The organism is Pseudomonas sp. H3_E07 (assembly GCF_054668895.1).
On sequence record NZ_CP162795.1, the window covers coordinates 3,989,588 to 4,007,502 of the forward strand.

Sequence of the window (17,915 nt, forward strand, 5' to 3'; positions counted from 1 at the left end):
GTTCCAGCAAAAGCCCTTATTTTAAACAAGCCCTCTCACAGCACCATGCCAGCCTCGGGGAACAACGCCACTTTCCTCACCCACGAATCCGGGTAGAATGCGCGTTCGCATGCGGCCGTGAGGGCTGCTCGGGCCACTCACGGTGCGCCCTCCATCCCTATGTGTGGAAGAACCTGCCGATATGTTTGCGCCTTTGTTAAAGAAACTTTTTGGAAGCAAGAATGAGCGCGAAGTCAAACGCATGCTCAAGACGGTGCAGCTGGTCAATGCCTTCGAAGAGCAGATGGTTGCCCTTTCGGACGAGCAATTGCGCGCCAAGACCCAAGAGTTCAAGGCCCGCATAGCCAAAGGTGAAACCCTCGACAAGCTGCTTCCCGAAGCCTTTGCGGTCGCCCGTGAAGCCGGTAAGCGTGTCATGGGCATGCGCCACTTCGACGTCCAGTTGATCGGCGGCATGACCTTGCATGAAGGCATGATTGCCGAAATGCGTACCGGTGAAGGCAAGACCCTGGTAGCAACCCTGGGCGTTTACCTCAACGCGCTGTCCGGCAAGGGCGTGCACGTTGTGACGGTGAACGACTACCTGGCGCGCCGGGACGCCAACTGGATGCGCCCGCTGTATGAATTCCTCGGCCTGACCGTCGGCGTGGTAACGCCGTTCCAGCCGCCGGAAGAGAAGCGTGCCGCCTACGCTGCCGACATCACCTACGGCACCAACAACGAATTCGGTTTCGACTACCTGCGCGACAACATGGCGTTCAGCATGGAAGAAAAATTCCAGCGCGAACTCAATTTTGCCGTCATCGACGAAGTCGACTCCATCCTCATCGACGAAGCCCGTACCCCTCTGATCATCTCCGGCCAGGCCGAAGACAGCTCGCGCCTGTACACCGAAATCAACAAGTTGATTCCGCGTCTGGAGCAGCACATCGAGGAAGTGGAAGGCGTGGTGACCAAAGAAGGTCACTTCAGCATCGACGAGAAGACCCGCCAGGTCGAACTCAACGAAGCCGGTCACCAGTTCGTCGAAGAGATGCTGACCCAGATCGGAGAGCTGGCCGAGGGTGAAAGCCTGTACTCGGCACATAACCTGGGCCTGTTGACCCACGTGTATGCCGGCCTGCGCGCCCACAAGCTGTTCCATCGCAACGTCGAATACATCGTGCAGGACGGCCAGGTCGTGCTGGTTGACGAACATACCGGCCGCACCATGCCGGGTCGCCGTCTGTCCGAAGGCCTGCACCAGGCCATCGAAGCCAAGGAAAACCTCAACATCCAGGCTGAAAGCCAGACGTTGGCGTCCACCACGTTCCAGAACTACTTCCGTCTGTACAACAAGCTGTCCGGCATGACCGGTACCGCAGACACCGAAGCGTTCGAATTCCACCAGATCTACAACCTGGCCGTGATGGTCATTCCGCCGAACAAACCGTTGGCGCGTAAAGACTTCAACGACCTGGTGTTCCTGACTGCCGAAGAGAAATACGCGGCAATCATCAACGACATCAAGGACGGCATGGCCCAGGGTCGCCCGATCCTGGTGGGTACCGCCACCATCGAGACTTCCGAGCACGTATCGAACCTGCTCAATAAGGAAGGCATCGAGCACAAGGTCCTGAACGCCAAGTTCCACGAAAAAGAAGCCGAGATCATCGCCCAGGCCGGTCGCCCAGGCGCACTGACCATCGCGACCAACATGGCCGGTCGCGGTACCGACATCCTGTTGGGCGGTAACTGGGAAGTGGAAGTTGCGGCGCTCGAAAACCCGAGTCCCGAGCAGATCGCCCAGATCAAGGCCGACTGGCAGAAACGCCACCAGGCTGTTCTGGAGTCGGGTGGCTTGCAGGTGATCGCGTCCGAGCGTCATGAATCGCGCCGTATCGACAACCAGCTGCGTGGTCGTGCCGGTCGCCAAGGTGACGCCGGTTCCAGCCGTTTCTACCTGTCCTTGGAAGACAGTCTGATGCGCATCTTCGCCTCGGACCGCGTGAAGAACTTCATGAAGGCCCTGGGTATGCAGTCCGGCGAAGCGATTGAGCACCGCATGGTGACCAATGCCATCGAGAAGGCCCAGCGCAAGGTCGAAGGTCGCAACTTCGATATTCGTAAGCAACTGCTTGAGTTCGATGACGTCAACAACGAACAACGTAAAGTGATTTATCACATGCGTAACACGTTGCTGGCCGCCGACAATATTGGCGAGACCATCGCTGACTTCCGTCAGGACGTGCTCAACGCCACCGTCAGCGCCCACATCCCGCCACAGTCCCTGCCGGAGCAGTGGGATGTTGCCGGTCTGGAAGCCGCGTTGAAGAGCGATTTCGGTGTCGACCTGCCGGTTCAGCAGTGGCTGGATGAAGACGATCACCTGTACGAAGAAACCCTGCGCGAAAAACTGATGGCCGAGCTGTTGGCCGCGTACAACGAGAAAGAAGAGCAGGCGAGTGCCGAAGCACTGCGCACCTTCGAGAAACAAATCGTACTGCGCGTGCTTGACGATCTGTGGAAAGACCACCTGTCGACCATGGACCACCTGCGTCACGGCATCCACCTGCGTGGTTACGCCCAGAAGAACCCGAAGCAGGAGTACAAGCGCGAGTCGTTCACGCTGTTCTCCGAACTGCTGGATTCGATCAAGCGCGATTCGATTCGTGTGCTCTCCCACGTTCAGGTGCGTCGTGAAGACCCGATCGAGGAAGAAGCGCGCCTGCGTCAGGAAGCCGAGGCGCTGGCTGCGCGCATGCAGTTCCAGCATGACGAAGCACCGGGCCTGGAAGCGCCTGAGGTATTGGGCGAAGAGGTCGACGTGGCCCTGGCTCAAACCCCGGTTCGCAATGACCAGAAGCTGGGCCGCAACGAGCTGTGCTACTGCGGTTCGGGCAAGAAGTTCAAACACTGCCACGGCCAGATCGAATAAGCTTTCTGCCTGACGCTGCTACATCCTGCGCCGCGACCGGCCTCTGCCGTCGCGGCGTTTTGCCATTAATTTTGCCGTTGCTCACGACGGTACAGACATCATCTGATTTTTAAGGAGCGCATTCATGGCTGTTGGTCTTGGTCCTTTGCCCACATTGCACCCGGTTGCCGGTTTTGAACTCGGTATCGCTTCGGCCGGCATCAAGCGCCCGGGGCGCAAGGATGTGGTGGTGATGCGCTGTGCCGAAGGCTCGACCGTCGCCGGTGTGTTCACCCTCAACGCGTTCTGCGCCGCGCCGGTGATCCTGGCCAAGCAACGCGTTGCCGGCACGATCCGTTACCTGCTGACCAACACCGGCAACGCCAACGCCGGCACCGGCGAGCCAGGCCTGGTGGCAGCTGCGCGCACCTGCGCCAAGCTGGCCCAGTTGACCGGCGTGGACGCCAGCCAAGTGCTGCCTTACTCCACTGGTGTGATCGGTGAACCGCTGCCTGTCGAGAAAATCGAAGGTGCATTGCAAGCCGCGCTGGACGACCTGTCTGTGGATAACTGGGCCGCCGCCGCGACCGGCATCATGACCACCGACACCCTGCCGAAGGGCGCGAGCCGCCAGTTCGTGCACGACGGCGTGACCGTCACCGTGACCGGCATCAGCAAGGGCGCGGGCATGATCCGCCCGAACATGGCCACCATGCTCGGCTACATCGCCACCGACGCCAAGGTCTCCCGCGACGTGTTGCACAGGCTGATCCTCGATGGCGCCAACAAGTCATTCAACCGCATCACCATCGATGGCGACACCTCGACCAACGACTGCTGCATGCTGATCGCCACCGGCCAGGCCAACCTGCCGGAAATCACCGAGGCCAGCGGCCCGTTGTTCGCGGCGTTGAAGCAGGCTGTGTTCGAAGTGTGCATGGAAGTGGCACAGGCCATCGTGCGTGACGGCGAGGGTGCGACCAAGTTCGTCACCGTTGAAGTGAATGGCGGCGGCAATCACCAGGAATGCCTGGATGTAGGCTACACCGTCGCGCATTCGCCGCTGATCAAGACGGCGCTGTTCGCCTCTGACCCGAACTGGGGCCGTATCCTGGCGGCTGTGGGCCGTGCCGGCGTGCCGGACCTGGACGTGAGCAAGATCGACGTGTTCCTCGGCGACGTGTGCATCGCCAGCCGTGGCGCCCGTGCCGAAACCTACACCGAGGCCCAGGGCTCGGCGGTGATGCAGCAGGAAGAAATCACCATCCGCATCGAACTGGGTCGCGGCGAGTGCAGCGAAACCATCTGGACCACCGACCTGTCCCACGAGTACGTGAAGATCAACGCGGAATACCGGACCTAAGAGGATAAGCGCGGTGAAACGAGTGCATGTAGCAGCAGCGGTGATCCGCGGTGTCGACGGCAAAATCCTGCTGGCGCGCCGCGCCGATACCCAGCACCAGGGCGGCCTCTGGGAATTCCCCGGCGGCAAGGTGGAAGCCGATGAATCGGTCGCCAACGCGCTGTCCCGCGAATTGCAGGAAGAGCTGGGCATTCAGGTCACTACCGCGCGGCCGCTGATCAAGGTGCAGCACGACTACCCGGACAAGCAGGTGTTGCTGGATGTCTGGGAAGTCTCGGCCTTTACCGGCGAGCCTCATGGTGTTGAAGGGCAGCCGCTGGAGTGGGTGGCCCCCCGAGACCTGCTCAACTATGCGTTTCCGGCCGCCAATGCGCCGATCGTTGCGGCGGCGCGCTTGCCTGCCGAGTACCTGATCACCCCAGGCGAACTGGAAACCCCGACGTTACTGCGGGGTATCCAGAAAGCCATTGCGGGCGGTATCAAACTGGTGCAACTGCGTGCGCCCAACGGCTACGACCCAAAATACCGCGACCTTGCGGTGGATGCGGTGGGCTTGTGCGCGGGTAAGGCTCAACTGATGCTCAAGGGGCCGTTTGAATGGTTGGGCGATTTTCCTGCAGCCGGCTGGCACATGACGGCGGCGCAACTGCGTAAATACGCCAGCAAGGGTCGCCCGCTGCCGAAGGATCGCTGGCTGGCGGCGTCGTGCCACAACGCAGAAGAGCTGGCATTGGCGGAAATGATGGACGTGGATTTTGTCACGCTGTCGCCGGTGCAGCCGACCCAGACGCATCCTGATGCGCAGCCGTTGGGTTGGGAGGAGGCGGTGGCGTTGATCCGAGGGTTCAGCAAGCCGGTGTTTCTGTTGGGTGGGGTTGGGCCTGCCGAGCGGGAAAAAGCTTGGGAGGCTGGGGCTCAGGGTGTGGCTGGGATTAGGGCGTTTTGGCCGGAAGTTTGATGCTGTTTTGACAGGCCTCTTCGCGAGCAGGCCCGCTCCCACATTTGACGGAGTTCCACCTTTGGAATGCAGTCAAATATGGGAGCGGGCTTGCTCGCGAAGGCGTCAGGCCAGACGCCTCATCATTAATGTGGCTTGGCCGCCGCCTGCCACAACACCTCGGCCACACCCTGGCGCTTGGCGATGACCCTGGCCGCCACGAACAGCAAATCCGACAACCGATTGATGTACGCCAACCCCTCGCCTTCCAACGGCTCAACCGCATTCAACTGCTGACACCGCCGCTCCGCACTGCGCGCCAGGCTGCGGCATACATGGGCCTGGGCGATCAGCGCCGAGCCACCTGGCAGGATGAAGTTCTCCAGCGGTCCCACGTCCTCATTCCAGCGGTCAATCGCTGCTTCCAGTCGGTCGACCTCCGCAGCGTTCAAGGCTTTGTACACCGGCATTGCCAATTCACCCCCCAGGTCGAACAAACGATGCTGGCATGGCGTAAGCACCTCGATCACATCCTTAAGTTCCGGATGTTTGCCACTCTGTTCCTCCAGGCTGGCCAGCAATAAACCCAGCTGGCTGTTCAGCGTATCAACTTCACCAATCGCTTCCACCCGTGGGTGGTCCTTGGGCACACGGCGGCCATCGCCCAGGCCGGTTTCGCCCTTGTCGCCGGTGCGTGTGTAGATCTTCGACAGGCGAAAGCCCATGGTCATTGCTCCAGTTGGGTGAGTTCGTGAGGTGGCAGTTGGCTGCCAGCCAAGGGCAGGCGTAGCGTGAAGCACGTACCTTGGCCGAGGGTTGAATGCACTTCCATCTGGCCCTTATGGTTGTTGGTGATGATGAAATACGACACCGATAGCCCAAGCCCGGTGCCCTGGCCGATTTCCTTGGTGGTGAAGAACGGCTCGAAGGTGCGCTTGCGCACGTTTTCGCTCATGCCGATGCCGTTGTCTTCCACCTGGATTTCCGCCCAGGGCGGGTTGAGGCGCGTGCGTAGGATGATGCGCCCCGGTTCGCTGTCGTCTTCCCGCAGATGGATGGCCTGGGCCGCGTTTTTAAGCAGGTTGAGCAGCACCTGTTCCAACTCGTTGGCAGTGCCGGGCACCGGGCCGAGTTGAGGGTCGAACTGGCGAATGATCGCCTGGCCCTTGAAGTCGAAGCCGATGGCCAGGTCGAAATCGTTGCCGGCGATTTCCACAGCCTGGTCGATCAGCGCCGGTAGGTCGCAGGGCGCCATTTGTCGATTGCTGCGACGGCTGAAACTGAGCATGTGGGTGACGATCTTCGCCGCCCGCGCCCCAGCCTGCTGGATGCCATCAAGCAATTGCGGCACTTCGCGGCTTTGCAGGTAGCGGTTGACCGTTTCCAGCTCGATGCCCGCCTGCTGCGCATGCTCCAGGTTCTTGGGCAGGTCGGGGGACAGGCGGCGGCGGATGTTCTGCACGTTGTGCAGGATTGCTCCCAGCGGGTTGTTGATCTCATGGGCCATGCCGGCAGCCAGGCCACCCACGGAGAGCATTTTCTCCGACTGCACCATCATTTCTTCCAGAGACAGACGCTGAGTGATGTCATCGATACGGATCACCACGCCGCGCCCGGCCCCACCCATCAGCGGGTAGAAGGTCAGGGCGTAATGCTTGGCTTCGTCGTCCTTGAACCAGGTGACGCGTTCGATGCGTTCCACGGTGTGTTGTTCTACCGCTGCACGAATCTGCGGCAGGTACGGCTTGAGCGGTTGGAACGCCAGGTAGATCGGCTGGTTCAAGGCTTCGTCCAGGCGTGTGCCGGAGAGCGCGCTGGCCTCCTGGTTCCATTGGGTGACGTAAAGCTGTTCATCCAGGGCGATCAGCGCCGAGGGCATCGAGTCGATGATGCTGTTCAGGTAATTCTGGAAACCGGTGAGTTTCTTCTCGATCTTGCTGCGAACCTGCACTTCCAGTTCCAGCTTGCGGTTGGTGTGGCGCGTTTCTTCCGCCAAGCCTTGCGCCTGGTCATACGCCGCCTGGGAGTCGTCGCGCGCGCGTTTGAGCTGCTGCTCACGGGCTTCAATGCGCGACAGCATGGTGTTGAAGGCTTCGGCCAGGCTGCCGATCTCATCGTGATTGCCACGGCCGGCGCGCAGGGCGTAGTTCTCTTCGCGGGTGACCTGACGCGAGAGTTCTTCCAGCTCGTGGATCGGCCGGGTGATCAGGCGTTTGATCTGACGGGCGATGACCAGCCACAGCAGCACGCTGAAAATCAGGATGCCCAGGCTGGCCGTCAACGTGCCGGTATAAAACGCCACCGGCAGCTCGCTACTGGCGACCAGCAGTAGATGCCCGGACGGCTGGCCGGCCCGGGGCAGGGTGATGATCTGGTTACTGCGAAACTCGGTCACGCGCCAGGCTTCGATATGCCGATAGTTGTCTGGCAGGTGCAGGCGGTCGCCGTGTTGCATCTGAGCCAGGCGGTTGCCGTCGCCGTCGTACAGGGCCGCGGCGCGCAACGGCGAATAACTGGTCAGCTCGTTGAGCAGCGCGTCAGCCTTGGCAGGCGATTCGAGGGCTTCGGCGGCGAGCGCCGGGTTGGACACCAGGCGGCCAATGGCCTGCAAGGCCTGGGGCGCCATGCTTTCCTGGGAGATCCAGTAGGCGGCGCTGATAAAGGTCAGGTTGGCCACCAGCAATACCGTGGTCAACAGCACCAGCAAGGCGGCCAGCAGTTTCTGCCCGACCGGTAGGTTTTCAAGACGCTGGCGCAGCGGCATCAGGGTTTTCCCAGGAGATAGACAGGCGGGCAGGGTAGCGCGTGGCTCAGTCGCGGGGCAATCCGCGTGCAAGCAACTGCTCGACCAGGCGCACTTGCAACTGTTGAAGGTGCGGCAGGTTCAGTTGGTGACGGGCGGCCGCCTGGCAAGCATAGCCCAATAGGTAGCTGATTTCGGTGCGACGGCCGGCGGCCACGTCCTGGTACATGGAGGAGTAATTCGCGGCAGTGGCCTGGATCACCCGTTCCACTTCGTGTTGCAGATCCAGCGCGGCAGCGGGTTGGCCACAGCATTCCAGCAGTTCGACGAGTTCAGCGCACAAGGTGGCGACTTCGCATTGATGGGCCTGCAGTTCTCCATTGCGGCACTGATACAGCACGGTCAGCGGATTGATGGCGCAATTGAGCCCCAGCTTGCGCCATAGCCGGGTGAGGATATCGGTGCTCCAGTCGTGGGGGATACCGGCGGCGTGCAAGTCGTCCAGCCACACGGGCGGGGTAGGGTGGCTCGCGTCGCCCAGCCAGGTGTATCCATGGCCGGCAAACACCACGCGCCAGTCGCCATCGCGAAAGGCGCCTTCGGTACTGGAGGCAAAGATGCAACGCGCCTGGGGCAACTGCGCGGCGACAGCATCCTGGCTGCCCAGGCCGTTTTGCAGCAGGATCAGTTCGGCGTCGGGCGCCAGTCGATGGTGCAGCTGGGCGACTGCGCTTTGGGCGTCATAGGCTTTGCATGCCACCAGCAGGCGATGAATCGGCCCAGGGCTGTCGGGTGTTTCGCCTATCACTGGGTAGCTGTGTTCTACGCCATGTTCCACCAAGGTCAGCCCCTGGGCTGCCTGATAGCTGGCCAGGCGCGCCTCATCACGCAGGATCAACCTGACGGGCACGCCCGCGCGCGCCAGACGTGTGGCCCAGAGTGTACCCAGGCTGCCGGCGCCGAGAATATGCCAGGTGGTCGACATCAGTTTTTGCTCCGTAGGGTCGCCCGCAGCGAACGGGACGAAAGAACCGCTATAATGCCTCGGCATTTTAGCTTGGGCGCGCTCCATCTCTACTGAGCCCGCCCCTTATATTGGAGAAATGACATGCCTTCGTTCGACGTGGTATCCGAACTGGACAAACACGAAGTCACCAACGCCGTCGAGAACGCCGTCAAAGAGCTGGACCGTCGCTATGACTTGAAAGGCAAGGGCAACTTCGAATTCAAGGAAAAAGAGCTGACCGTCAACCTGACCGCTGAAGCCGATTTCCAACTGGAAGCGATGATCGAGATCCTCAAGCTGTCCCTGGTCAAGCGCAAGATCGACGCGCAATGCCTTGAAATCAAGGACGCCTACGCCTCCGGCAAGCTGATGAAGCAAGAAGCCATCCTCAAGGAAGGCATCGACAAGGAGCTGGCAAAGAAGATCGTTGCTCACATCAAGGACGCCAAGCTGAAAGTCCAGGCTGCCATCCAGGGTGAGCAGGTTCGCGTGACCGGCAAGAAGCGTGACGACCTGCAAGAGGCCATCGCGGCCCTGCGCGCCAAGACCTTCGACATGCCGCTGCAGTTCAATAACTTCCGCGACTGATGGCACATTGGGGAACCTGTGGGCGTTTTTGACGTCCCACGCCCCAGAACCAGCGCCGACTATTGAGCCCTACGGGGCTCAATTGCATTTATGGCCATTCAATACGCCGAGCATCCGGTAAACAGGAGAATGTAGATGGATTTGAACGCTGAAGTGGATCACCTGATCAAGACCTCAGAATCGTGGTTGCCGATGATCATGGAATACGGCAGCCGGTTTTTGCTGGCAGTGGTCACCCTGGCCATCGGTTGGTGGCTGATCAACGTATTGACCCACCGAGTGGGACGTTTGCTGGCCCTGCGTAACGCCGACCTGGCGCTGCAACACTTCATTACCAGCCTGGCGAACATTGCGCTCAAGGTCATGCTGGTGGTCAACGTGGCCTCCATGATCGGCGTAGCCACCACCTCGTTCGTGGCCGCGATCGGTGCCGCCACCCTGGCCATCGGCTTGGCACTGCAAGGCAGCCTGGCGAACTTCGCCGGCGGCGTGCTGATTCTGTTGTTCCGCCCGTTCCGTATTGGTGACTGGATCGAAGCCCAGGGCACATCCGGCACCGTCGACAGCATCCAGATCTTCCACACCGTGCTGCGCACCGGTGACAACAAGACCGTGATCATCCCTAATGGCAGCCTGTCCAACGGGCTCATCACCAACACCAATCGTCAGCCGACCCGCAAGGTGGTGTTTGATGTGGGTGTCGACTATGAAGCCGACCTGCAGAAAGCCCGTGAAGTGCTGTTGGAGCTGGCCAAAGACCCACGTGTGTTGGCAGACCCGGCCGCAGTGGCGGTGGTTTCGACCTTGGGTGACAGTTCGATCACTGTTTCCCTGCGTTGCTGGACAAAGACCGCGGATTATTGGGATGTAGTGTTCATGCTGAACGAACTGGCACGTGACCGTTTGAAAGCGGCGGGGATTGATATTCCGTTTCCGCAGCGGGTTATTCGTGTGATGCAGGAAACAGTTGCCAAGTAATGTGAAGTATTGGTCGTGAACTTGGCCGTTAGGTCAGGTTCAGGACGCAAGCGTTAATCTCGTTAGTTAGCTTGCTAGTTATTTCCTGCTGAAACATTACAGCCATTAAAAAGCCGCTCCGTTGTTAAACAAGGGAGCGGCTTTTTGTTTAAGGCCGTAGCCTTAAGTCATCGCTGTAATAAAACTGTCAATTACAGGATGTTCAGCGGGTAGTTCGCGATCAGACGCAGTTCGTCGATGGACGAAGAACCGTAGTACACGCCATCAGACGAACGATAGGTCGCTTGACGTATACGCAGGCTCAGGTCTTTAGCCGGGCCGCTCTGGATCACGTACTTGGCTTCGATGTCGCGTTCCCACTCTTTACCGTTCGAGGTGGTGGCGGTGTTGGCGCCGCTACCGGTCACGTAACGAGTCATGAAGCTCAGACCAGGAATGCCGAAGGTAGCCATGTTGATGTCATAACGCGCCTGGTAAGACTTCTCGCCTTCGGCGTTGAAGTCGGAACGGGCGATGGAGTTGGCCAGGAACACTGTGCCGCCGCCGTCTACGCCGTAGCCGTAGTCGCCGTCACCGGTAACTTTCTGGGCTGCCAGGGTGAAGGTGTGAGCGCCGATGGTGTAGGCACCCTGCAAGCTGAACGCACGGTTGTCGAGCTTGGTGCGTTCTGCGAACGGCAGACCGTTGTCTTTGTAAGCACGTTGCAGGCCTTCGCCGTCGCTCTTGGTGTCGTAGATGTTGAAGTCCAAGGCAAACGACTGGTCGTCACTCAGCGCGTGGGTCCAGTTCAGGTTGCTGTAGTACTTACGGAAATAATCTTCAGTTTTTGCGTAGTACAGGCTACCGGTGAACTCGGGGGTGAAGGAGTAGACACCGCCGACGAAGTCGGTTTTGGTCAGGCCCAGGCTGTCATGGTAGGTCTGGTTCTGCGCGACGCTGGAAGTGAAGTGACCGCCTTCGAGCTTCAGGCCCTTGATCTCGTTGCTGGTGATCGAGATACCCTGCGGCAGCTCTGGCAGCAAACGGCTGTCGTCGGAGGCGAATACTGGGGCTGTGGTGTATTGGTCACCCACTTTCAGCACAGTATCGGAGATACGGAATTTAACCGCGCCGCCGCCTTTGGAGTAGTCATCTTGCGAACGACCGTCGGAACCGGTTGGGAACAGACCGGTACCGGCACGACCCTTGCCACTGTCGAGCTTGACGCCCAGTAGGCCGATCACGTCAACACCGACACCGATGGTGCCTTGGGTGAAGCCCGATTGGTAGAGGGCGTTGAAGCCCAGGCCGGTTTCTTCGGCACGGCTCTGGGAGCCTGGGCCCGACGGGTTGTTACGGAAGTCGCGGCTGAAGTACAGAGCGCGAGTATTAATGCTGAAAGTGCTGTCTTCAACAAAGCCTTTGGAATCGCTTTGGGCGGACGCCATTGCGAACTGCGTAGTGCCTGCTGAAACAGCCAGGGCGATCATGCTCCACTTCATCACGCGCATCGTGATTTGCTCCTTTGGTTTTAGGAAGAGTACTGCCGTCCCACCTATATTTTTGTCTGGGCGGCTCTTTCTTTTTGTGTCGGCGCAAAGTTATATCACGCTGACAATATTGGCGATACTTGCCCAACTTTCCTTTCAGCTTCTTTACGAGCTTGTCGTAGATTGCTAGATCCATGTCGCAAATTCACAGCCTCACTGTAACGAGGCTGACAACTTCAATACTGTTTCCAAGCCGTTAAAAGAACGCAAAAAACGTTACTTTCCAGGATTTTTTCCAGGGTTTGGAATCTTCCTTGGTGCGCATTGAACCGCTGCTGTTTTCATCGCGAAACACCTGCTTCCGTTCCGGTGCCGTTGCCGACGATAGGCGGATGAATGCAGCAAGCGTGCCCAAACCGTAAATCGAATGTCATTTTTTCGTGAAAAACGTTACCGCTTCGTGAAAACCGCATAAACACGGGGTTTTTACGCCGAATGGTTTGGCCTTGACGCGCGTGCTCTGCCTTGCTCAAGGGGAGCCTAAATTCCGTATCTGCGAAAAACGTTACCCGTTCACCCCAATCAGTGGGTAGTCGGCGGATCTCTTTGAGGCGTGGTTGGGTCATTTTGGTGCATGCCCTCTGATGCCTCAGTTGTTGGATGATGGCTCAATGCCTTGTTTTGTGAAGCCTCTGCATCGGGGGCTCTCGTCGCAAAGCGTTGTTCAACGGTGGGTCAATCGCCGCGGGATTGGTGATTGAGCGTAGTCGAAAAATCCGTTTGGCTCGAAATGGTGCGCTTTTTTTCTCCACGCCTTGGCTGGGGGCGCATTGGTCGGCGTGAAGCGATAGCGATTCGCGGGTATGCTGGGGACCTTGAACCTGACCTGCCGAACGGAGTGCCTGCAGTGTTCGCTTTAGATCAACGCCTTCAACAAGACACACTGGTCATCGGGGATTTCCCCCTGTGCCGCCTGCTGCTGTCCAATGACTCGAACTACCCCTGGTTCATTCTGGTGCCGCGAATCAACGGTATCAGTGAAGTGTTTCAACTGGATGTCGCGGACCAGCAGCGCTTGTGGCAAGAAACCACTACCTTGGCCCAGATGCTGAATGAAGGCTTTTGCGCCGACAAAATGAACATCGGTGCCCTGGGCAATGTGGTCAGCCAGTTGCACGTGCACGTGATCGTGCGCAAACGTGATGATGCCGCCTGGCCGGCGCCGGTATGGGGCAAACATCCGGCGCTGCCGTATACCGATGAGCAAGTGGCAACTGTCCGTGCTCGCCTGCGCGCGCTGTTGCCCGCCGACTTCGTCTTTACCCAGGGTTGAATCATGGATCTGCTAGACCGCGTCAACGATCTGGAAAGCCGCCTGGCTTTCCAGGACGACACCATCGAGACCCTCAATGACATCCTTGTCACCCAGCAGCGGGCCGTCGAGCGCCTGCAACTGCAGATGACCGCGCTGCTCAAGCGCCAGGAAGAAATGGGCGGTCAGTTCGAAACGTCCGAAGAAGAAGCGCCGCCGCCTCACTATTAATAGGCATGCATAAAAAAACCGCGACCCAGCTGAGCTGGATCGCGGTTTTTTTTGCTGCGAAGGCGGGTATCAGCGACGCGGCAGTGCAGCGATCACGTCTTCAGCCTGCAGGCCTTTGTCGCGATTCATGACGGAGAACTCCACGCGCTGGCCTTCCACCAGGACACGATGGCCTTCGCCGCGAATAGCCCGGAAGTGGACGAAGATATCGTCGCCCGAATCGCGGGAAATAAAGCCGAAGCCTTTGGACGTGTTGAACCACTTGACGGTACCGGTATCCCGATTGGTCATGTCGTAGGTTTGCGACGAGGCCGCAGGGGACGAACGGTAGAAGCTGATGGCCAGGTGAAGAACAATGGCGACCACAGCAATCACCAGGCTGAGCAGGATGGCCGGGTGGCCACCGACTTCAGGCATAGGTGCCAGGAGGGTGAGGGTTTGTACGACAACAGTCAGCACCAGCAGCGCGCTGACCAGGTTTTGCAGTTGATGACGCGTGCCTTTGTTCCAGTAAGGGATCACCGGTGCCAGCGTCAGGTTAAGAAGGCCGAACAAGGCCAGGTACAGAGCGTCGTTTTGTTCCAGATACGGCAGGCTTTCAGGCTGCAGGCTCGGGATAAAGGACAGCAGCAAAGCTGCAACGCCCGTTAGCAGGTGGACGATTTTCAACATTTTGATTAACTCACGTTAAGACGGATCACAAGGAAGAGCTGACTGGCACGGTTCGCTTCTGAACAATGGGAGGCGTTGGGCACGTGCGCGGGGTATCAGCCTATGTCGCTGCCGCAGAAAGTAACGGCGACGACACGCAGCCTATTTAACAGCAAAGGCTGTGCCTACTCAAATCAAGCATTTCGGGCTGTTGCAAGGACGACGGCATTTCTGCGTCAAACGCTTGTCCTAGACACGTGGGGGCTTTTCAAACGGCCTGTTCGGACATTTTTCGCGTGGACCGAAGGCTTGGATTGTGTCGTGTTGGCAGGCCAAGGCGGGGCGAATTGCCGCGCCGGGCTGCGGATCCACGGCACACTTGCTAGAGTGGTCCTGCACCTGATCAATGAATGCTTGTCAATTGAAGGGGATAAACATGGCAATCGATATCGGTATCAGTGAAGAAGATCGTAAATCCATCGTCGATGGGCTTTCGCGACTGCTTTCCGATACCTATGTACTGTACCTGAAGACCCATAACTTCCATTGGAACGTCACGGGGCCGATGTTCCGCACGCTGCACTTGATGTTCGAAGAGCAGTACAACGAGCTGGCGTTGGCTGTGGACTCCATTGCCGAGCGTATCCGTGCGTTGGGTTTCCCGGCACCAGGTGCCTACTCCATCTACGCCCGTCTTTCTTCCATCAAGGAAGAAGAAGGCGTGCCGAGTGCTGAAGACATGATCAAGCAACTGGTAGAAGGCCAGGAGGCGGTCACTCGGACTGCGCGCGGCATCTTCCCGCTGCTCGACAAGGTCAGCGACGAGCCGACGGCCGACCTGTTGACCCAGCGCATGCAGGTTCACGAGAAAACGGCGTGGATGCTGCGTTCCCTCCTCGAAAGTCAGTAAACCACTGCCCTGGGCGGCGCCTTCCCGGCGCCGCTCGCTTGTTTCCACGCATTTCCTGGCGTTGTCCTACGCCTATCAACGTCGCGTCTTCTGGCTGCTGCACTCTGCCTGCTGTTTGATAAGGCCATTGCCCAATGGGACAACCCATGGGCGGCTGTTTGGCAATGGAGTGTCAGGTGTATGTCACGCGGAGTGGGTAATGGAGTCATGGAAAACGGTGGTTTTCATAAGGTAAAGGTCGACCCCTTTGTAAAAGGGTTCGACATGGGATTGGCCAAGCCACTGTCCCGGTCGGTGAGGCTCAATGGGTTTTCCACGTGCCTGCGGCTGGAGCAGATCTATTGGAATATCCTCACGGAAATCGCCAGGATCAACGCCTGCTCGGTCAGTGCGTTGCTGTCCTATGTGGATCGGGAAGTGCACTTGCGTCATGGCGGCGTGAAGAACTTCAGTGGGTTGGTCAGGGTGGTGTGTGTGGTTCACGCCCTGAAAGAGCGTGTTGAAGCGTCGTAATCACCCGGCTTCGGGGTCGGCCCTTCTTCAAGGTGGGGGTGGCCCCTGGGCAGAAAGCCGGCTGCGCTGCCTCGATTTACCAGATATAATCCCGCGCTTTGCTGCGCGTGCCGGGGTTATCTCGTAGCAGGCGTGGCGCAGTAACGTTCTGATCGCCGAGACATCGCCATGCCCATGTACGACTATCAATGTGCTTCCTGTGGTCATCAGTTGGAAGCCATTCAGAAGATCAGCGCCGCGCCGCTGGTCGATTGCCCGGCCTGCCAAGCGCCGGAGCTCAAGAAAATGTTGTCCATGCCAGGCTTCCGCCTGAGCGGCAGCGGCTGGTACGAGACCGATTTCAAGACCGGCTCGAAGAAGAACCTGGCGGGCGGCGACAAAGCAGACTGAGTTGAACTCTACGCGCAGGCTCCTGCATTATCCGTCCCCTGCTTTAATGTACGGTGACGAGGCAAGCCTCCACCGAATTTCGAATTACGAGAAGTGAAACCACTACCATGATGCGCAGCCACTATTGCGGCCAACTGAACGAGACCCTGGAAGGTCAGGAAATCACCCTTTGCGGATGGGTTCACCGTCGCCGCGACCACGGCGGGGTGATCTTCCTCGACATCCGTGATCGTGATGGTCTGGCCCAGGTGGTGTTCGACCCGGATCGTGCCGAAAGCTTCGCCGCTGCCGACCGCGTGCGCAGCGAATACGTCGTGAAGATCACCGGCAAGGTACGCCTGCGTCCGGCCGGTGCCGTGAACAAGAACATGGCGTCCGGCGGCATCGAAGTGCTGGGCTATGAGTTGGAAGTGCTGAACGAATCGGAAACCCCGCCGTTCCCACTCAACGAATACTCCGACGTGGGCGAAGAAACCCGCCTGCGCTACCGCTTTCTGGACCTGCGTCGTCCGGAAATGGCCGAAAAGCTGCGCCTGCGCTCGCGCATGACCACCAGCATCCGCCGCTTCCTCGACGAAAACGGCTTCCTGGACGTTGAAACGCCGATCCTGACCCGGGCCACCCCTGAAGGCGCGCGTGACTACCTGGTGCCGAGCCGTACCCACGCCGGTTCGTTCTTCGCCCTGCCACAATCGCCGCAGCTGTTCAAGCAACTGCTGATGGTGGCCGGCTTCGACCGTTACTACCAGATCGCCAAATGCTTCCGTGACGAAGACCTGCGCGCCGACCGCCAGCCGGAATTCACCCAGATCGACATCGAGACCAGCTTCCTCGATGAAAAAGAGATCATGGGCCTGACCGAGCAGATGATCCGCAACCTGTTCAAGGAAGTGCTGGACCTGGAGTTCGGCGACTTCCCGCACATGACCTTCGAAGAAGCCATGCGCCGCTACGGTTCCGACAAACCCGACCTGCGTAACCCGCTGGAACTGGTGGACGTGGCCGACCAGCTCAAAGAAGTCGACTTCAAGGTATTCAGCGGCCCGGCCAACGATCCGAAATGCCGCATCGCCGCCCTGCGCGTGCCTGGCGGCGCGAGCATGCCGCGCAAGCAGATCGACGACTACACCAAGTTCGTCGGTATCTACGGTGCCAAAGGCCTGGCGTACATCAAGGTCAACGAGCGCGCCAACGGTGTTGATGGCCTGCAATCACCGATCGTTAAAAACATTCCACTCGACAACCTGAACGCGATCCTCGACCGCGTCGGTGCAGTCGACGGCGACATCGTGTTCTTCGGCGCCGACAAGGCCAAGATCGTCAGCGAGGCCCTGGGCGCGCTGCGGATCAAGCTGGGTCACGACCTGAACCTGCTGACCTGTGAGTGGGCCCCGATGTGGGTCGTTGACTTCCCGATGTTCGAAGAGAACGACGACGGCAGCTTCAGCGCCTTGCACCACCCGTTCACCGCGCCGAAGTGCTCCCCGGCTGAGCTGGAAGCCAACCCGGCTGGCGCTCTGTCCCGCGCCTACGACATGGTGCTCAACGGCACCGAGTTGGGTGGCGGTTCGATCCGTATCCACCGCAAGGAGATGCAACAAGCGGTATTCCGCCTGTTGGGCATCAACGAAGCGGAACAGGAAGAGAAGTTCGGCTTCCTGCTCGACGCCCTGAAATACGGCGCGCCGCCGCACGGTGGCCTGGCGTTCGGCCTGGACCGTCTGGTGATGCTGATGACCGGCGCCCAGTCGATCCGTGAAGTGATCGCCTTCCCGAAAACCCAGAGCGCTGCGGACGTCATGACCCAGGCTCCAGGTGTGGTGGATGCCAAGGCACTGCGCGAGCTGCACATCCGCCTGCGCGAGACGCCGAAGGCTGAGTAAGGCTGCTGCGTGAAAGCGCACTGAGGTTTACGCAGTCTAAAAAGG

The 17,915-nt window shown here is 59.3% G+C and carries 16 protein-coding genes; 11 read left to right on the forward strand and 5 right to left on the reverse strand.

What is annotated here, in order from left to right:
* Positions 1–181 precede the first annotated feature (181 nt).
* The 3 genes from secA (at position 182) to AB4O08_RS18275 (ending at position 5,217) form a co-directional block, all read left to right on the forward strand.
* Positions 182–2,917, forward strand: a complete 2,736-nt coding sequence (gene secA, locus AB4O08_RS18265; RefSeq protein ID WP_021491226.1) for a preprotein translocase subunit SecA — start codon at positions 182–184, stop codon at positions 2,915–2,917.
* Between the two features lie 124 nt (positions 2,918–3,041).
* A complete protein-coding gene (gene argJ / locus AB4O08_RS18270; RefSeq protein ID WP_010208078.1) occupies positions 3,042–4,259 on the forward strand; it encodes a bifunctional glutamate N-acetyltransferase/amino-acid acetyltransferase ArgJ in 1,218 nt (405 codons plus the stop codon).
* A gap of 13 nt (positions 4,260–4,272) precedes the next feature.
* The gene (locus AB4O08_RS18275; RefSeq protein WP_021491228.1) at positions 4,273–5,217 is read left to right on the forward strand and encodes a Nudix family hydrolase; all 945 of its coding nucleotides are present in this window, start codon (positions 4,273–4,275) and stop codon (positions 5,215–5,217) included.
* Positions 5,218–5,342: 125 nt separating this feature from the next.
* Here the strand turns inward: AB4O08_RS18275 and AB4O08_RS18280 are convergent, their stop codons facing one another.
* The 3 genes from AB4O08_RS18280 to AB4O08_RS18290 are packed head-to-tail and all read right to left on the reverse strand — an operon-like array spanning position 5,343 to position 8,924.
* Positions 5,343–5,921 (reverse strand): cob(I)yrinic acid a,c-diamide adenosyltransferase, encoded by a 579-nt coding sequence (locus AB4O08_RS18280; RefSeq protein ID WP_021491229.1) that lies wholly within the window; start codon positions 5,919–5,921, stop codon positions 5,343–5,345.
* Positions 5,922–5,923: 2 nt separating this feature from the next.
* The gene (locus AB4O08_RS18285; RefSeq protein ID WP_038453742.1) at positions 5,924–7,960 is read right to left on the reverse strand and encodes a sensor histidine kinase; all 2,037 of its coding nucleotides are present in this window, start codon (positions 7,958–7,960) and stop codon (positions 5,924–5,926) included.
* A gap of 46 nt (positions 7,961–8,006) precedes the next feature.
* The gene (locus AB4O08_RS18290) at positions 8,007–8,924 is read right to left on the reverse strand and encodes a putative 2-dehydropantoate 2-reductase (RefSeq protein WP_021491231.1); all 918 of its coding nucleotides are present in this window, start codon (positions 8,922–8,924) and stop codon (positions 8,007–8,009) included.
* Positions 8,925–9,047: 123 nt separating this feature from the next.
* Between AB4O08_RS18290 and AB4O08_RS18295 the strand changes: the two genes are divergently transcribed.
* Positions 9,048–9,533: a YajQ family cyclic di-GMP-binding protein gene (locus AB4O08_RS18295; protein ID WP_047542984.1), complete on the forward strand. Its 486-nt coding sequence runs from the start codon at positions 9,048–9,050 to the stop codon at positions 9,531–9,533.
* Positions 9,534–9,668: 135 nt separating this feature from the next.
* The gene (locus AB4O08_RS18300) at positions 9,669–10,511 is read left to right on the forward strand and encodes a mechanosensitive ion channel family protein (protein ID WP_010208089.1); all 843 of its coding nucleotides are present in this window, start codon (positions 9,669–9,671) and stop codon (positions 10,509–10,511) included.
* Between the two features lie 191 nt (positions 10,512–10,702).
* Here the strand turns inward: AB4O08_RS18300 and AB4O08_RS18305 are convergent, their stop codons facing one another.
* A complete protein-coding gene (locus AB4O08_RS18305) occupies positions 10,703–12,001 on the reverse strand; it encodes an OprD family porin (RefSeq protein WP_010208091.1) in 1,299 nt (432 codons plus the stop codon).
* 886 nt (positions 12,002–12,887) lie between these two features.
* Here AB4O08_RS18305 and AB4O08_RS18310 point away from each other — a divergent pair.
* Together AB4O08_RS18310 and AB4O08_RS18315 are read left to right on the forward strand one after the other, a co-directional pair.
* Positions 12,888–13,313 (forward strand): HIT domain-containing protein, encoded by a 426-nt coding sequence (locus AB4O08_RS18310; RefSeq protein ID WP_010208092.1) that lies wholly within the window; start codon positions 12,888–12,890, stop codon positions 13,311–13,313.
* Between the two features lie 3 nt (positions 13,314–13,316).
* Entirely contained in the window at positions 13,317–13,523 is a 207-nt protein-coding gene (locus tag AB4O08_RS18315; RefSeq protein WP_042571238.1) for a SlyX family protein, read from the forward strand.
* Positions 13,524–13,592: 69 nt separating this feature from the next.
* Here the strand turns inward: AB4O08_RS18315 and AB4O08_RS18320 are convergent, their stop codons facing one another.
* Positions 13,593–14,195 carry a cold-shock protein gene (locus AB4O08_RS18320; protein WP_010208095.1) on the reverse strand — a complete coding sequence of 201 codons (603 nt, stop codon included), beginning with the start codon at positions 14,193–14,195 and terminating at the stop codon, positions 13,593–13,595.
* 415 nt (positions 14,196–14,610) lie between these two features.
* Here AB4O08_RS18320 and AB4O08_RS18325 point away from each other — a divergent pair, with 415 nt between their 5' ends.
* The 4 genes from AB4O08_RS18325 (at position 14,611) to aspS (ending at position 17,870) form a co-directional block, all read left to right on the forward strand.
* Entirely contained in the window at positions 14,611–15,084 is a 474-nt protein-coding gene (locus AB4O08_RS18325; RefSeq protein WP_010208097.1) for a Dps family protein, read from the forward strand.
* 180 nt (positions 15,085–15,264) lie between these two features.
* Positions 15,265–15,597 (forward strand): ribbon-helix-helix domain-containing protein, encoded by a 333-nt coding sequence (locus AB4O08_RS18330; RefSeq protein WP_010208100.1) that lies wholly within the window; start codon positions 15,265–15,267, stop codon positions 15,595–15,597.
* Between the two features lie 168 nt (positions 15,598–15,765).
* Positions 15,766–15,987 carry an FmdB family zinc ribbon protein gene (locus AB4O08_RS18335; RefSeq protein ID WP_010208103.1) on the forward strand — a complete coding sequence of 74 codons (222 nt, stop codon included), beginning with the start codon at positions 15,766–15,768 and terminating at the stop codon, positions 15,985–15,987.
* Positions 15,988–16,094: 107 nt separating this feature from the next.
* On the forward strand, positions 16,095–17,870 hold the full coding sequence (gene aspS / locus AB4O08_RS18340) for an aspartate--tRNA ligase (protein ID WP_021491234.1): 1,776 nt from the start codon (positions 16,095–16,097) through the stop codon (positions 17,868–17,870).
* Positions 17,871–17,915: the final 45 nt, after the last annotated feature.

Bases quoted from the DNA above. Each gene is read 5' to 3' on its own strand.
- secA (WP_021491226.1), top strand. From the start codon at position 182: ATGTTTGCGCCTTTGTTAAAGAAACTTTTTGGAAGCAAGAATGAGCGC.
- argJ (WP_010208078.1), top strand. From the start codon at position 3,042: ATGGCTGTTGGTCTTGGTCCTTTGCCCACATTGCACCCGGTTGCCGGT.
- AB4O08_RS18280 (WP_021491229.1), bottom strand. From the start codon at position 5,921: ATGGGCTTTCGCCTGTCGAAGATCTACACACGCACCGGCGACAAGGGC.
- AB4O08_RS18285 (WP_038453742.1), bottom strand. From the start codon at position 7,960: ATGCCGCTGCGCCAGCGTCTTGAAAACCTACCGGTCGGGCAGAAACTG.
- AB4O08_RS18290 (WP_021491231.1), bottom strand. From the start codon at position 8,924: ATGTCGACCACCTGGCATATTCTCGGCGCCGGCAGCCTGGGTACACTC.
- AB4O08_RS18295 (WP_047542984.1), top strand. From the start codon at position 9,048: ATGCCTTCGTTCGACGTGGTATCCGAACTGGACAAACACGAAGTCACC.
- AB4O08_RS18300 (WP_010208089.1), top strand. From the start codon at position 9,669: ATGGATTTGAACGCTGAAGTGGATCACCTGATCAAGACCTCAGAATCG.
- AB4O08_RS18305 (WP_010208091.1), bottom strand. From the start codon at position 12,001: ATGCGCGTGATGAAGTGGAGCATGATCGCCCTGGCTGTTTCAGCAGGC.
- AB4O08_RS18315 (WP_042571238.1), top strand. From the start codon at position 13,317: ATGGATCTGCTAGACCGCGTCAACGATCTGGAAAGCCGCCTGGCTTTC.
- AB4O08_RS18320 (WP_010208095.1), bottom strand. From the start codon at position 14,195: ATGTTGAAAATCGTCCACCTGCTAACGGGCGTTGCAGCTTTGCTGCTG.
- AB4O08_RS18325 (WP_010208097.1), top strand. From the start codon at position 14,611: ATGGCAATCGATATCGGTATCAGTGAAGAAGATCGTAAATCCATCGTC.
- AB4O08_RS18330 (WP_010208100.1), top strand. From the start codon at position 15,265: ATGTCACGCGGAGTGGGTAATGGAGTCATGGAAAACGGTGGTTTTCAT.
- AB4O08_RS18335 (WP_010208103.1), top strand. From the start codon at position 15,766: ATGCCCATGTACGACTATCAATGTGCTTCCTGTGGTCATCAGTTGGAA.
- aspS (WP_021491234.1), top strand. From the start codon at position 16,095: ATGATGCGCAGCCACTATTGCGGCCAACTGAACGAGACCCTGGAAGGT.